Origin of the sequence: Pararhizobium sp., assembly GCF_035497515.1 — a bacterium.
Lineage (GTDB): Bacteria > Pseudomonadota > Alphaproteobacteria > Rhizobiales > Rhizobiaceae > Pararhizobium.
In genome coordinates this window covers 38754-54096 of sequence record NZ_DATJDJ010000211.1, presented here as the reverse complement: position 1 = coordinate 54096, position 15343 = coordinate 38754, and the positions used below count along the sequence as shown (strand labels likewise).

At 61.2% G+C, this 15343-nt stretch carries 14 protein-coding genes; 6 read left to right on the top strand and 8 right to left on the bottom strand.

The features are described 5' to 3' along the window. Positions 1–5 precede the first annotated feature (5 nt). Positions 6–1142, bottom strand: a complete 1137-nt coding sequence (locus VL202_RS22085; protein ID WP_325466208.1) for an alpha-hydroxy acid oxidase — start codon at positions 1140–1142, stop codon at positions 6–8. A 201-nt stretch (positions 1143–1343) separates the two neighbouring features. Here VL202_RS22085 and VL202_RS22080 point away from each other — a divergent pair, with 201 nt between their 5' ends. Next, a complete protein-coding gene (locus VL202_RS22080; protein WP_325466207.1) occupies positions 1344–1568 on the top strand; it encodes a DUF6500 family protein in 225 nt (74 codons plus the stop codon). 27 nt (positions 1569–1595) lie between these two features. Here VL202_RS22080 and guaD read toward each other — a convergent pair whose 3' ends face one another. The 4 genes from guaD to VL202_RS22060 all read right to left on the bottom strand — a co-directional run bounded on the left by guaD (position 1596) and on the right by VL202_RS22060 (position 5790). Next, complete coding sequence (gene guaD, locus VL202_RS22075) at positions 1596–2897, bottom strand: guanine deaminase (protein WP_325466206.1); 1302 nt, start codon at positions 2895–2897, stop codon at positions 1596–1598. Continuing rightward, positions 2894–4132, bottom strand: a complete 1239-nt coding sequence (locus VL202_RS22070; RefSeq protein WP_325466205.1) for a urate hydroxylase PuuD — start codon at positions 4130–4132, stop codon at positions 2894–2896. The genes guaD and VL202_RS22070 overlap by 4 nt, the downstream gene beginning before the upstream one ends. A 79-nt stretch (positions 4133–4211) precedes the next feature. After that, positions 4212–4751 (bottom strand): hypothetical protein, encoded by a 540-nt coding sequence (locus tag VL202_RS22065; protein ID WP_325466204.1) that lies wholly within the window; start codon positions 4749–4751, stop codon positions 4212–4214. A 142-nt stretch (positions 4752–4893) separates the two neighbouring features. Beyond that, entirely contained in the window at positions 4894–5790 is an 897-nt protein-coding gene (locus tag VL202_RS22060) for a LysR substrate-binding domain-containing protein (RefSeq protein ID WP_325466203.1), read from the bottom strand. Positions 5791–5892: 102 nt separating this feature from the next. Here VL202_RS22060 and VL202_RS22055 point away from each other — a divergent pair, with 102 nt between their 5' ends. Beyond that, the gene (locus tag VL202_RS22055; protein WP_325466202.1) at positions 5893–6093 is read left to right on the top strand and encodes a hypothetical protein; all 201 of its coding nucleotides are present in this window, start codon (positions 5893–5895) and stop codon (positions 6091–6093) included. Positions 6094–6158: 65 nt separating this feature from the next. Here the strand turns inward: VL202_RS22055 and xdhC are convergent, their stop codons facing one another. From xdhC to xdhA, 3 genes are all read right to left on the bottom strand, one after another. Continuing rightward, positions 6159–6974: a xanthine dehydrogenase accessory protein XdhC gene (gene xdhC, locus VL202_RS22050; protein ID WP_414692929.1), complete on the bottom strand. Its 816-nt coding sequence runs from the start codon at positions 6972–6974 to the stop codon at positions 6159–6161. Positions 6975–7000: 26 nt separating this feature from the next. Beyond that, entirely contained in the window at positions 7001–9343 is a 2343-nt protein-coding gene (gene xdhB / locus VL202_RS22045; RefSeq protein ID WP_325466200.1) for a xanthine dehydrogenase molybdopterin binding subunit, read from the bottom strand. A gap of 163 nt (positions 9344–9506) precedes the next feature. Beyond that, entirely contained in the window at positions 9507–10982 is a 1476-nt protein-coding gene (xdhA, locus tag VL202_RS22040) for a xanthine dehydrogenase small subunit (protein WP_325466199.1), read from the bottom strand. A 214-nt stretch (positions 10983–11196) separates the two neighbouring features. Here xdhA and glpK point away from each other — a divergent pair, with 214 nt between their 5' ends. The 4 genes from glpK (at position 11197) to map (ending at position 15284) form a co-directional block, all read left to right on the top strand. Further along, positions 11197–12690 carry a glycerol kinase GlpK gene (gene glpK / locus VL202_RS22035; RefSeq protein WP_325466198.1) on the top strand — a complete coding sequence of 498 codons (1494 nt, stop codon included), beginning with the start codon at positions 11197–11199 and terminating at the stop codon, positions 12688–12690. A gap of 112 nt (positions 12691–12802) precedes the next feature. Further along, entirely contained in the window at positions 12803–13861 is a 1059-nt protein-coding gene (locus VL202_RS22030; protein ID WP_325466197.1) for an LLM class flavin-dependent oxidoreductase, read from the top strand. A 108-nt stretch (positions 13862–13969) separates the two neighbouring features. Next, on the top strand, positions 13970–14422 hold the full coding sequence (locus tag VL202_RS22025; protein ID WP_325466196.1) for a GNAT family N-acetyltransferase: 453 nt from the start codon (positions 13970–13972) through the stop codon (positions 14420–14422). A 112-nt stretch (positions 14423–14534) separates the two neighbouring features. Next, the gene (gene map / locus VL202_RS22020; RefSeq protein ID WP_325466195.1) at positions 14535–15284 is read left to right on the top strand and encodes a type I methionyl aminopeptidase; all 750 of its coding nucleotides are present in this window, start codon (positions 14535–14537) and stop codon (positions 15282–15284) included. The last annotated feature ends 59 nt before the right edge of the window (positions 15285–15343 follow it).

Sequence of the window (15343 nt, the reverse complement as noted above, 5' to 3'; positions counted from 1 at the left end):
CCGAACTACTCCGCGATCACATCGCGATTGATATCCCGGATGTCGCGCTTGCCGCAGAGCGCCATGGTGATGTCGAGTTCCTTGCGGATGATCTCGAGCGCTGTCGTCACGCCGGCCTCACCTCCGGCGCCGAGGCCGTAGAGGAAGGGGCGACCGATATAGGTGCCCTTGGCGCCGAGCGCGACGGCTTTCAGCACGTCCTGGCCCGAGCGGATGCCGCCATCCATGTGGACCTCGATCATGTCGCCGACGGCATCGACGATCTTCGGCAGCATGCTGATGGAGGAGGGGGCACCGTCGAGCTGGCGGCCGCCGTGATTGGAGACGATGATGGCGTCGGCGCCGGTGCGTGCGGCCATCTTCGCGTCTTCGACATCGCAAATGCCTTTCAGAATCAGCGGTCCGTCCCACATTTTCTTGATTTCCGCGACATTTTCCCAGGACAGTTGCGGATCGAACTGCTCCGCCGTCCAGGAGGACAGCGAGGAAAGATCGGACACGTTCTTGGCGTGGCCGACGATGTTTCCGAAGCTGCGACGCTTCGTCAGCAGCATCTGCATGCACCAGAGCGGCCGCGTCGCCATCTGCCAGATATGTTTTGGCGTGAATTTCGGTGGTGCCGACAGGCCGTTGCGCAGGTCCTTGTGGCGCTGGCCGAGGATCTGCAGGTCGAGCGTCAGCACCAGCGCCGAGCATCCGGCAGCCTTGGCGCGGTCGATCAGGTTTTTGACGAACTCCCGGTCGCGCATGACATAGAGCTGGAACCAGAAGGGTTTGGTCGTGACCGAAGCGACATCCTCGATCGAGCAGATGCTCATGGTCGACAGCGTGAAGGGAACGCCGAACGCTTCCGCTGCCTTCGCCGCCAGCATCTCGCCATCGGCGTGCTGCATGCCCGTCAGGCCCGTCGGTGAGAGTGCCACCGGCATCGACACTTTCTGGCCGATCATCGTGCTTTCAAGCGACCGATTGGTCATATCCACCAGCACCCGCTGGCGAAGCTTGATCTTCTGGAAATCCTCCTCGTTGGCCCGGTAGGTGCCTTCGGTCCATGCGCCGCTATCGGCATAATCGAAGAACATTTTTGGCACGCGGCGTTTGGCGAGTGCTTTCAGGTCGCGGATTTCGAGAGTTTTGGCCATGGCATGGACTTCCGACTGATGGGATGCCCGGCAATACCATGTTTCGCGAAGCCTTGTTAAGAGCCCGGGCAAAAAGAGGTAAAATTATTTTACCTCTCTGATCTGGGGCAACCCTTCCATCATGGGTCTTGCGTTCCTGGGAATCTGCGTCAGAAGGGTGTTGGTGAAACGCAGGGCCTCGAAAATGAGGATGGAGATGAGATGAGAGCCAGCCTCAGACGGAAGATCATCGAGGTCTGCGATCGCAAGATCGCGGATAAGGGTATCGGTGTCGGGCTGTCCTTCTATGCCTTTTTCGCAAACAGGAATGACGATCCCGAGCTTTTGATGGAGGCCGCCGAATGGTGGATCCGCACGCACAAACTGGATCACTTCGAGAAGGCCGCCAAGATCAGGACGATGGTCGAGGAGATGGCGCAACCATAAGGCTCGACAAAAGACCGCCTGTTTTCGCTACAGGCCCGCCTTCATCGCCATGCCCGCCACATAGGTCTCCACGATGGCCCGGTCGTCGCCCATGGTCTGCAGCAGGAAAAGCTCGTCGGCCAGCGAGTTGACCACTTCGGCCTTGAGCGCCATGGTAGGGGTTGCCGCCATGTTCAGCACGATGAAATCCGCGTCGGTGCCGGGCTCCAACGTACCGATCCTGTCGGCGAGCGACAAAGCCTGCGCATTGCCTGCTGTCATCAGGTAGAAGCTTTCGAACGGATTCAGCCGCTCGCCCAGCAATTGCTGGATCTTGTAGGCTTCATCCATCGTCCGCAGCATCGAATAGCTGGAGCCGCCGCCGATATCGGTGGCGACGGCGACGCGGACCGGCTTTTCGCGCCGCAGCAGTGTCTTCAGCGGAAACAGGCCGGAGCCGAGGAACAGGTTGGACGTCGGGCAATGCACGGCCACGGAGCCCGTCTCGCTCATGACATCCCTTTCCCGCTCGGACAGGTGGATGCAATGGCCAAGCAGTGTCTTCGGCCCCAGCAGGCCGTAGCGCGCATAGACGTCGGTATAGTCGCAGGCTTCCGGATAAAGCGAGGAGGTGAAATCGATCTCGTCGCGATTTTCGGAGAGATGCGTCTGCACATGCAGGTCCGGAAATTCGCGAACCAGCGCCTGCGCCGCCGACATCTGTCCCGGTGTCGAGGTGATGGCGAAGCGCGGGGTGATGGCGACGTGGTTGCGGCCCTTGCCATGCCATTCTGCGATCACGGCGCGGGTCTCGTCATAGCCCATTTGCGGCGTATCGAGCAGGCCCTGCGGCGCGTTGCGGTCCATCATCACCTTGCCCGCGATCATGCGCATGTTGCGGCGCACGGCCTCGGCGAAAAAGGCGTCGGCCGAGGACTTGTGAACCGAGCAATAGGCGGCCGCCGTGGTCGTGCCATGACGCACCATCTCGTCAAAGAAATGCCGGGCGATCCGCTGCGCATGCTCTGTCTCGACGAACCGGCATTCTTCCGGGAACGTGTAGGTGTTCAGCCATTCCAGCAGATTGGCGGCATAGGAGCCGATCACCTGCATCTGCGGGAAATGCAGGTGCGTGTCGATGAAGCCGGGCAGGATGAGATGCGGCCGGTGGTCGATTTCTTCGATGCCTTCCGGCGCCTGCGCCTTGACGGCCTGATAACGTCCAGTCGCCACGATCAGCCCGTCGTCGATCCACAGAGCGCCGTCGGCTTCATAGGAATAGGCGCCATGGTCATCCATGCTCACGGGCATGCGGTTGAAGCTCAGCGTGCGGCCGCGGATCAGGGTCATTCCGTCCTGCTTTCCTGTACGGCGCTTTCAAACCATGCGGTCAAGAGCGCGCGCTCACTTCCGGTCATGTCGGTGACGTTGCCGGGCGGCATGGCATGGCTGCGGCCAGCCTGGATATAAATCTCGCGGGCATGTGCTGCGATCTCGGCGTCGTTTTCGAGCACAACGCCCTTCGGCGGACGGTTGATGCCTTCATAGGCGGGCTCTGCCGAATGGCACATCGCACAGCGCATCCCGATGGCTTCGCGCGCTGCCGGAAAGTGACTGTTCTCGGTGAATTGCCTCAGGCGTGGAGAGAGTTCGGCGGTCTCGTCGGACACAGGTGGTTTCGACACCGTCGAGAGCCACATGATCAGGATGAAGAGGATCAGCGTGACGATCCAGGTCCAGGTGGGGCGCCCCTTGCGGGCATGTGTCGTGTTGAACCAGTGGCGGATGGTGACGCCCATCAGGAAGACCAGCGCCGCGATGATCCAGCTATAAGCGGTGGCGAAAGCCAGCGGATAGTGGTTCGACAGCATGAAGAAGATAACCGGCAGCGTCAGGTAATTGTTGTGCAGCGAGCGCTGCTTGGCGATCGCGCCGTATTTCGGATCGGGTGTGCGGCCGGCGATGAGATCGGCGACGACGATCCTCTGGTTCGGCATGATGATGAAGAAAACGTTGGCCGACATGATCGTCGCGGTAAACGCGCCCAGATGCAGAAAGGCGGCGCGGCCGGTAAAGACCTGCATATAGCCCCAGGCCATCGCCACCAACGCGACGTAAAGGATGCCCATCAGCGTCCAGGTGTTCCTGCCGAGCGGCGACTTGCACAGCAGGTCGTAGAAGATCCAGCCGATGCCGAGCGATGCCAGCGAAATCAGGATGGCGGTCGTCGAGGAAATATCCAGCACATGGCGGTCGACCAGAAACAGGTCGGCGCCGCCATAATAGACCAGACAGAGCATGGCGAAGCCCGACAACCAGGTCGTATAGGATTCCCATTTGAACCAGGTCAGGTGCTCCGGCATCATCGCCGGGGCGACGAGATATTTCTGGATATGATAGAATCCGCCGCCATGGACCTGCCATTCCTCGCCATAGGCGCCGACCGGGAGATGCTCGCGCTTCACCAGTCCGAGATCGAGCGCGATGAAATAGAAGGACGAGCCGATCCAGGCCACGGCGGTGATGACGTGCAGCCAGCGGACGGCGAAGGTCAGCCATTCCCAGGCGATAGCGTATTCATACATTCAGTGTCCCCATTCTTGCCTTCCGCTTCGCCACTGTGCGAAAAAACGGAGGCAGGGGAAAGAGGCAAACGTGATGTCTTCACCGTCCTGCGAGGATTGCGATCATTTCTTTCGTCTTCACGCCCTGGCGTCCCTTCTCGAACGTGGCGTGCGACAGGCGGCCATTCGCGAGCGCGGCGGTCAGGCGCTTGCAGCCGACTTCGAGCGCCTCTGCACGGGACGTGTGCGTGTAGGTCGCCAATTCCGCGACATCGGCAGGGTTTCCGAGTTTCTCGCGGCACATCTGCATGACTTTCTCCCGCAGGCCGGCGTCCTTCTTCAATTCCTTCTGCATTGCCCTGTAGTCTTCGGCGTCCGTTTTCTTGGTGTTCTCACGCGGTGTCACCGTCAGGGTGTAGTCGCGGTAGGGCTCGGGGTCGGGAACGAGTTTGCTGAACTGGCGGCGTGCCTCATTGGCGATGGCGCGGTCGCGCTTGAGATCTCCTGAGGACGTGCCGAGCAGGACGTCGGCGAGCTTGCCGTTCGGTCCCGTCTGAAGATGAACGACAGTTTTCCCCGTCCCCGTACATGACGAAAGCGCCAGCATCGTGAAAAGGCAGGCAATAAGAATTTTCAGCACGTGTGATCCCCTTGAACGCCGGCATCTTTGGTCGAAGTGTGGGGAAAAGGAAAGTACGCCCTGAGCGTGTTCCACGCCTTTTACGTCGCATCCTTCTTATGTGATGAATTTGCTGCCGGCTGGTCTCCACCGGCATTGATGGTTATGCCCGCGAGGGTGCGAATTCACCGAGCAGCCAGTCGCGAAAACCCTTGATCTTGGGGGAGTGCCGCCGGGCCGTCTGATAGACGACCCAATACTGGTGGCCGTCATTGCCGCGCAGGTCGAAGGGTTGGTAAAGCCGCCCGAGCGCGATATCGTCCGGATAGAATTCCGGAGTGAGGATCGCGACGCCCTGGCCTGCAATCGCCGCCCGGGCCTCGAAGGATTGGGCGCCGAGACGGCTGGCCGGGCGGCTGGCCAGATCGGCGTCATCAACGCCGGCCGCAGCGAACCAGTGTGCCCACCAGGGGTCGCCGGGGTCGATGATCCGCAGCTTGAGGAGATCGCGGGGCGTGTGGATGCCGCCGACGCTTTCGGCGAGTTGCGGACTGAGCATCGGCGTGAAGTCGACGCTCATCAGCGGATGGCTGGTCAGCCCCGGCCACTCTCCGGTGCCGGAGCGGATGGCGAGATCAACGGCTTCGCGGTTGAAATCGACAATTGTTTCGCTGGTCGTCATGCGCACCGCGACGCTCGGATGCTTCAGTTGGAACGAACCCAAATGGCGGGCAAGCCACTGCGACGCGAAGGTGGGTGTCGAATGGATGAGAAGCGTGGCTTCCGAATCGTCGCGAACGCTTGCCATGGCATCCCGCAGCAGGTCGAAAGCCTCCCCGACCTTCGGTGCCAGCATTTCGCCTGTCCTTGTCAACTGGATCTGGCGCGGCCGCCGCAGGAACAGCGGTTCGCCGACATTGTCTTCCAGAAGCTTGATCTGGTAGCTGACCGCCGTCTGGGTCATGCCGAGCTCGTCGCCCGCCTTGGTGAAGCTGCCAAGCCGTGCTGCGGCTTCAAAGACGCGCAGCGCGTTCAAGGGAAACTGTTTCGACATTTTCATGGATAAGTTCTCTTGATGCATGCAGACGGTTGTTCGATTGGAATTGGAGCATGTTTGCGGGCATCCTGCAATCACGATCTTCCCAAGAGAACAGGTGCTGTCATGGATTACCAAGCTATTGAAAAATATGAAATCCGCTCGCCATCCTGGTTTGAGCGCACGTGGTTTTCGCTGCGTCGCGGACTGGCTCGGCTGCGCCCTAGCTACCCCAGGATCGACCTCGAAATCATGTCCGATTACATGAAACGGGACATGGGTTTTCTTGACGGTCGCGACCCGCATCGCGATACCGATGTGACATGATAGACTGCCCTGCAGCGGGCGGGAGCGCATCGGGAATGCGCTTCCGTATACGGGAGGGCAGGCGCCTATCCTGCTTTCCGCCGTGCCCGATGTCGTGTGAGCGCAACGAGGATTTCCGCTGAAGTCATGGCGGCGATGACCGACGGTCGTTTGTCGCCGACGGCCTTGCCACCGATCGGCAGCACAAGCCGGTTGACGGCTTCATCGTCCAGACCTTCCTTGCGCGCCCAGCTTGAAAAGGTGGCGCGCTTGGTCTTCGAGCCGATCATGCCGACATAGGCGAAATCGTTGCGGGCGAGCGCTTCTTTTGCGATCAGGAAATCCAGCGCATGATCATGCGTCAGGATGACGATGGCAGAGGCCGGTGCGATATCCTTGACGATCGCCTCCGGCATCGCAACCAGCCGGTGATGGGCCCCGGCCGACATCAGGTCGAGTTCGGTCTTGCGTGTCTCCACCGCATAGGTCTTGAGGGGCAGCAGGAGCAGCGCATCGGCAAGCGCCCGCCCGACATGACCGGCGCCAAACAGCCAGACTTCCGGCAGGGCTTCCAACCGCGCGGTCAGTTTGGCATTCAAGGCCGCGCGGGCCTCGTCGTCGCCGATGCGAAATGTCAGGATCACCCGGCCGCCGCAGCATTGACCGATATCGGGGCCGAGCGGAATATCCATTTCAAAGATATCGCTGACGCCGGCGAGAAGGGCACGGGCATTGTCGATCGCCACATGCTCCATCTGACCGCCGCCGATCGTGCCATGCGCATCCGTTGGCGAGACCAGCATGAAGGCGCCGGTTTCGCGTGGCGTCGAGCCCAGCGCCTGGCTGATCTCGACGATGACGATCCTGTATTCGCGTTCCAGAAACGCTTCGAGACTATCGATGGCAAAGTTCATTTCAAATCTGCTTTTCAGGCTTTTACGGCACGCAGCCGCTCGACGGCCATCAATAGGCGTTCCGGGGTCGCGGGCGTGTCCAATCGCGGGCATTCCCGGTAATCGGCAACGCTGGCGACGGCCATGGACAATGCCTCCAGCACCGAGATCGGCAGCATGAAGGGCGGCTCGCCCACGGCTTTGGACCGGCCGATGGTCATTTCGGCATTTTCAGCCCATTCGGCCAGCTTGACGTTGAAGATTTTCGGCCGGTCGGAGGCGAGCGGGATCTTGTAGGTCGATGGCGCATGGGTGCGCAGCCGGCCCTTGGCGTCCCACCAGAGCTCCTCCGTCGTCAGCCAGCCCATGCCCTGGACGAAGGCGCCTTCGACCTGGCCGATATCGATCGCCGGGTTCAGCGACTTGCCGACATCATGAAGTACATCGACCCGATCGACCATATATTCGCCGGTCAGCGTATCGATCGATACCTCCGAAACGGCGGCGCCATAAGCGAAATAATAGAAGGGCATGCCGCGGCCGGTGTTGCGGTCCCAATGAATTTTCGGCGTCTTGTAGAAGCCGGCGGCGGAGAGTTGCACGCGGGCGAAATAGGCCTGCTTGATGAAATCGGGGAAGGGGACAAATTCCTCGCCGATCTTCACATGGTGGGGCACGAAACTGACGTTTTCCGGATCGGTCTGCCAGCGTTCAGCGGCGAAGGCGACCAGTCGTTCCTTGATCTGGCGGGCCGCGTCGTAAGCCGCCATGCCATTGAGGTCGGAGCCGGACGAGGCCGCAGTGGCGGATGTGTTCGGCACCTTGCCGGTCGTCGTCGCGGTGATCTTCACATTGGTGATATCGACCTGGAAGCTGTCGGCCAGAACCTGCGCCACCTTGGTATAGAGGCCCTGGCCCATTTCGGTGCCGCCATGGTTCAGGTGGATGGAGCCATCCTGATAGATATGCACCAGCGCGCCGGCCTGGTTGAAGGCGGTCATGGTGAAGGAGATGCCGAATTTTACCGGCGTCAGCGCGATGCCCTTGCGGATGACGCGGCTTGTCCGGTTGAAGTCGAGGATGGCCTTGCGACGTCTCTGATAATCGGCGCTGCCCTCAAGCTCCGCGACAATGCGCTGGATGATGTTGTCCGCGACCTCCTGATGATAGGGGGTCTGGGTGCGGCCGGAGCCCCTGTCGCCATAGAAATTCAGCTTGCGGATCTCAAGCGGATCCCTGCCCAGCGCATAGGCGATTTCCTCGATGATCCGCTCGCCGCCGACCATGCCCTGCGGCCCGCCGAAGCCGCGATAGGCGGTGTTGGAGACGGTGTTCGTCTTCAGCGGCTGCGAGGTCAGCTTCACATGCGGATAGAAATAGGAACTGTCGGCATGGAACAGGGCGCGGTCAGTGACCGGGCCGGAGAGGTCTGAGGAATAGCCACAGCGGGCGGCGTAATTGGCCTTGACCGCATGGATGCGGCCGTCATCGTCGAAGCCGACATCGTAGTCGACCAGGAAGTCATGCCGCTTGCCGGTCGCGGTCATATCCTCGTCGCGGTCCGGCCGCAGCTTGACGGCGCGCTTGAGCCTCTTGGCGGCGACGGCGGCAATGGCGGCGAACTGGTTGCTCTGCGTCTCCTTGCCGCCGAACCCGCCGCCCATGCGCCGAACCTGCACGGTCACCGCATTGGAGGGCACGCCGAGCACATGACCAACCATATGCTGCACTTCGCTCGGATGCTGGGTGGACGACCAGACGGTGATCTCGTCGTCTTCTCCGGGAATGGCGAAGGCGATGTGGCTTTCGAGATAGAAATGCTCCTGCCCGCCGATCCGCATGCGGCCTGTCAGGCGCCGTGGTGAAAGCTCCAGTTCGGCTTCCGCATCGCCGCGCGCCAGCGTCAGCGGCTTGGTCACGAGTTGACCGCCATTGTTCAAAGCATCCAGAATGTCCGTATGATGCGGCAGGTCGCGATAGCTGATCTTCGCCTTGCGCGCCGCGCGCCTTGCTATATCGCGGGTCTCGGCAACCACCGCGAACGCCGGCTGGCCGTGAAACTGTACGATGCCGTCGGCCAGCACCGGCTCGTCGTCGAGATGGCTGGGGCTGATATCGTTGCTGTGCGGCATGTCCCCGGCCGTCATTACCCAGACGACACCGGGCGTCGCCTCGACCTCCGAGAGATCCATGGCGACGATTTCGGCATGCGCCCGGTCGGTCATGCCCAGCGCCGCATGCAGCGTGCCTACCGGCTCGGCAATGTCGTCGATATAGTCGGCGGTGCCGGAGACATGCTTGTGGGCGCTGTCATGGCGCAGGGCCGCATGCATGCCGCCGGCGATGGTCTTGCGCTCCTCGAAAGTGGGCTTGTCCATTAGAGCGGTCTCCGATTGATACTGCCCCTCATCCGGCTTATCGGCCACCTTCTCCCCATCGAAACAGGGAGAAGGGACAAGCGGCAAACACTTTCGTCCCCTCTCCCTGCGAGCGGGGAGAGGGCTAGGGTGATGGGCTTTTCTGAAAACAAGCCGTTCGTCGTCATGCCGTGACCTCAAACCGAACAAGTTCGGCCCTTTCCCCCGAAGTCTCCAGGAAAAACCGCAACAGCAGGCTTTTCGCCGTCAGTATCCGATAGGCGGCCGTGGCCCGCCAGTCTGTCAGCGGCTGGAAATCAGCCTCGTATGCAGGTTGCGCCGCCGTGACGGTTTCCTCACTCCAGGTCTTGCCGATCAGTGCTGCCTCGACAGTCTTCGCCCGTTTCGGCGTTCCCGCCATTCCGCCAAAGGCGATGCGCACGGAGGTTATCCGATTGTCGTCATCGAGCGTGATCCGGAAGGCACCGCAGAGCGCGGAAATATCCTCGTCCCTGCGTTTGGAAATCTTGTAGACGGCGAAGTGGTCGTCCTCGGGAAGGTTCGGAATGAAGATACCCTCGACGAATTCGCTGGCTTTGCGGTCCTGCCGGCCATATTCGATGAAATAATCTTCGAGCGGCACGGTACGCTGCCCGGTGGCGGAGCGTAGAGTGACGCTGGCCCCGAGCGCGATCAGCGGCGGCGGCGTGTCGCCGATCGGCGAGCCATTGGCGACATTGCCGCCGATCGTACCCATGTTGCGCACCTGCTCGCCGCCCAGCCGGTCGATCATGCGGCCGAAAGCCGGGTAGCGTGCGGAAATTGCTTTAAAGGCTGCGGAGTAGCTGACGCCGGCGCCGATCGAGAGGCCATCTTCGGTCTTGCGGATGGATTGCAATTCGTCGATGCCGTTGATGAAGATCACCGGGTTGAGATCACGCATCTGTTTGGTGACCCACAGGCCCACATCGGTGGAACCGGCGACGATCGTTGCCGTCGGATGCGCGGCCAGCGTATCTGCAAGCGCCTCGGCACTGCCGGGGATGATCAGGGTGCTGTCGTCATCGGAAATGCAGATCGTTTCCAAGCTGCGCATCGCCTTGAGCTTGGCCGTTATCTCTGCACGGACTTTCAGGATCGGATCGAACACCGCATCCGGCCGTGCCTCTGCGACGGCTTCCGCCGCGCGAATGATCGGCTCGTATCCGGTGCATCGACAGAGATTGCCCTGCAGTGTCTTTTCAATATCGGCACGGCCGGGATTGTCATTCGATAGCCAGAGACCATAGAGCGACATGACGAAACCGGGCGTGCAGAAGCCGCATTGCGAGCCGTGATAATCGACCATGGCCTGCTGCACCGGGTGCAGGATGCCATCCTTGGCCGCCAGATGCTCGACGGTCACCACGTGGGTCGCATTCAGCGAGCCGGTGAAGCGGATGCAGGCATTGACGCTTTCATAGACGAGATCGTCGCCCGACAATCGCCCGACCAACACCGTGCAGGCGCCGCAATCGCCCTCGGCACAGCCTTCCTTGGTCCCGGTCAGCCGGCGCTCCAGACGCAGGAAATCGAGCAGCGTCGCCGTCGGCCGCAGACTGTCGAGCGCAATCTCCCGATCGTTGAGAATGAAGCGGATGCTGCCGGCCGATTGTGTCATGCGGTTTCTTCTTTTCATTGCGGTGCTTGAAACTATGCCCGAAACCGGCACCGTGACAATTGTGTTTTTGCCATTGCGACCCCGGACTTTTCGCGAGCGCAAAGGTGCGTTTTGTTTTCGTTTGACATTCGTTTTTGCATCGTATTGAAGTTTTTGAAATGGTTCTCCGTCTTGAGGAGAGATAGCGTACCGATACACGCCGGGGAGGGGCAGGATGGGCGGATATATTCTTGCAATCGATCAGGGCACGACATCGAGCCGCGCGATCGTCTTTGATAAAAACCAGAAAATTGCCGGATCAGGCCAGAAGGAATTCAGGCAGCACTTTCCGAAATCAGGCTGGGTCGAGCATGATCCGGAAGAGATTTGGGACACGGTTGTCTCGACCATCAAGCAAGCCCTCCGCAACGCCGGCATCAAGGCCGGCGACCTCTCGGCGATCGGCATCACCAACCAGCGCGAAACCGTCGTCGTCTGGGAGCGCGAGAGCGGCAAGCCGATCCACAACGCCATCGTCTGGCAGGACCGGCGCACCGCGTCTTATTGCGACAAGCTGAAGCGACAGGGGCTGGAAAAAAACTTCACGAAAAAGACCGGCCTGCTGCTCGATCCTTATTTCTCCGGCACCAAGCTCTCCTGGATGCTGGCCAATGTCAAAGGTGCCCGCACGCGCGGCGCCAGGGGCGAATTGTGCTTCGGCACGATCGACACGTTCCTCATCTGGCGGCTGACGGGCGGAAAGTCCTTCGTGACCGACGCGACCAATGCGTCGCGCACGCTGATGTACAACATCACCACCAATGCATGGGATGATGAACTGCTCGAAATCCTGCGCGTTCCCGATGCGATGCTGCCGCAGGTGCTGGACTGCGCGGCGGATTTCGGCGTGACGGATGCTTCCGTGATCGGTGCCGAAGTCCCCATCCTCGGCGTTGCCGGCGACCAGCAGGCGGCCACGATCGGTCAGGCCTGCTTCCAGCCGGGCATGATGAAATCGACCTATGGCACCGGTTGTTTCGCGCTCCTAAATACGGGGAAGGATATCGTCCGGTCGAAGAACCGGCTGCTGACGACCATCGCCTACCGCCTCGATGGCGAGACGACCTATGCGCTGGAAGGTTCGATCTTCGTGGCAGGTGCCGCCGTGCAATGGCTGCGCGACGGACTGAAGGCGATCAAGGCTGCGTCGGATACCGGCACGCTTGCCGAACAGGCCGACCCGTCGCAGGAAGTCTATCTCGTTCCCGCCTTCACCGGTCTTGGCGCGCCGCATTGGGACCCGGATGCCCGTGGCGCGATCTTCGGCATGACCCGCAATACCGGCCCGGCCGAGTTCGCGCGCGCCGCGCTCGAAGCCGTGTGCTATCAGACCCGCGATCTGCTCGACGCCATGCACAAGGACTGGAAGAGCGACGGCAAGGAAACCGTCCTGCGCGTCGATGGCGGCATGGTCGCTTCCGACTGGACGATGCAGCGGCTGTCGGACCTGCTCGATGCGCCGGTGGACCGGCCGACCATCCTGGAAACCACGGCGCTCGGTGTCGCGTGGCTCGCCGGCAGCCGGGCGGGGGTCTGGCCGAACCAGAAGGATTTCGCCAAATCCTGGGCTCGCGACCGCCGTTTTGAACCGGCGATGGATGAAAGGACCCGGAACGTAAAACTGAAGGGCTGGCGCAACGCGGTGAAGCGGACGCTGAGCGAACTGTAACCGTTCAGGAAACGCACCGTTTCCTGTGGTGAACTGTCAAAGCGCGCTGGCCATGGTTATTTCTGATGAAAATGAAATAACTCGCCTAACAGCTGACAGCAGGTAGCATCCCATGGAACTTGGACTTTACACTTTCGGTGACGTTCACCCCGAGGCGCCGACCGGGCGCGGCAGGGAAGGCGAGGAGCGGGTGCGCCACCTGATCGAGGAGATCGAACTGGCCGATCAGATCGGGCTCGATGTCTTCGGGCTGGGCGAGCATCACCGACCGGACTATGTCGCCTCGGCCCCGGCGATGATCCTGGCGGCTGCCGCATCGCGCACGAAAAACATCAAGCTGACGAGCGCCGTGACCGTTCTCAGTTCCGAAGACCCGGTTCGGGTGTTCCAGCAGTTTGCAACGCTCGATCTCATTTCCAACGGTCGGGCCGAGATCATGGCGGGTCGCGGTTCCTTCATCGAATCCTTCCCGTTGTTCGGCTACGAGCTCGAAGATTACGACCAGCTTTTTGCCGAGAAGCTGGATCTGCTGCTGGCGATCCGCGAGGGCGAGAAGGTGACCTGGACGGGCGAAAAGCGCGCGCCGATCAACGGGCGTGGCGTCTATCCGCGTCCGGTCAACGATCCACTGCCAGTCTGGATCGCCGTCGGCGGCACGCCGCAATCGCTGGCGCGGGCCGGCGTTCTCGGCCTACCGGTGGCGCTGGCGATTATCGGCGGTGAGCCGGCACGCTACGCGCCGCTGTTCGACCTCTACCGCGAATCGGCGCGCCGGGCGGGGCAGGATGCATCGGCGTTGAAGACCAGCATCAATGTGCACGGTTTCATCGCCGATACGAAAGAACAGGCGGCCGATCAGTTTTACGGTCCGCAGGCCGAGGTGATGAACCGGATCGGGCGTGAACGCGGATGGGGACCGACCAACCGGGCGCATTTCAACCAGTCGATCGGGCCGAACGGCAACCTTTTCCTCGGCGATCCCGACACGGTGGCCGAGAAGATCATCCGGCATCACACGATCTTCAAAAATGATCGCTTCCTGCTGCAGATGGCGATCGGCCTGATGCCGCATGACCAGATCATGCGGGGCATCGAACTCTACGGCACGAAGGTTGCGCCGCTCGTGCGGGCGGCGCTTGCCGATAACAAGAAAGACGTTGCAACGGCCTGATTTCCGCCGGGTTCCCCATGCTCTGATGACGTCGAAGCAAAATCGGCGCGTTTGTTTGTGCGGATTGTTCTGGATCCGCCAGCCGGCTGTATGGGGATGATTGCGAATATGCGTACGTTCGCCTTGAGGCCCGCCGTTGAGGAAGACCGAAACGAGATTGCGGCGCTCTGGCATGCGAGCGCAAGCCTGCCCGATGTTGGTCCAGCCCTCATGCCGACGCAGGCCGAGATGCTGGAACGCGTCGATCTGGAATTGGCAGACGGCTGGAATGTGACGGTCGCCGCTGATGACAGCCGGTTGATCGGATTTGTCGCACTCAAGCCGAAGGAAGCAATGCTGAACCAGTTGTTCGTCCATCCCGGCTCCCTCGGCCTCGGGGTGGGCCGGGCGCTGCTCGCCCATGCGGCCGGGGTCATGCCGGACGGCTTTACGCTTTTCACCCGATCGGCAAACGGCAAGGCCAGGCGTTTCTATGAAAAGGAGGGGATGGTTTACATCGGGGATGGGCTTCACCCGCGAACCGGTGATCCCATCACCCATTATGGTTGGAACGTCCGCTGATATTCTGGTGTCGGGAATGGGCTGTGTTCGTGCCACAGGTGCATTTTCCTGGGCCTGACGACTGGATCGAAGGCTTTCGGCGCGTTACATAACCAGCCGAAAGCGAGAGACGATGACCCTCAACAATGACGAAGACCTGGAGCGGCTGAAGGAAATCGGTCGCATCTGCGCCAATGCGATACAGGTGATGGCGGGAGCGCTGGAGCCGGGCATGACCACGGCCGAGCTCGATGCCATCGGCCGCAAGGTGCTGGAGGACGCGGGCGCGCGTTCGGCGCCTGAACTCTCCTATGATTTTCCGGGCGCGACCTGTATCAGCGTCAACGAGGAAGTCGCCCATGGCATTCCGGGTTCGCGCGTCATCCAGGCCGGCGATCTCGTCAATATCGACGTCTCCGCCGAGAAGAACGGGCTGTTTGCCGATACCGGCGCGTCTTTTGCCGTGTCGCCGGTCAAGCCGCAGATCGAGCGCCTCTGCCGCGACGGCAAGCGCGCCATGTGGGTTGGCCTCAACGAGGTGAAATCCGGCAAGCCGCTGGCTTCGATCGGCAATGCCATCGGCGCTTTTGCCAGGAAAAACCGCTACACGCTCGTCACCAACCTCGCCAGCCACGGCGTTGGACGCTCGCTGCACGAGGAGCCGACCGAAATCGCCACCTGGCCGGACAAGCATGAAAAGCGCCGGATGACCGAAGGCATGGTCTTTACCATCGAGCCGTTCCTGTCGCTCGGCGCGCAATGGGCCGAAGGCGGCGACGATGCATGGACGCTCTATAGCGAGCCACGCGCGCCGACGGTGCAATACGAGCATACCGTCGTCGTCACCCGCAACGGGCCGCTGGTCGTCACTTTGCCGGGCTGACCTATCCCACGCATTCACGCCGTTGAACGACAACATCAAATTTTGTCGTTTGTGTCGCT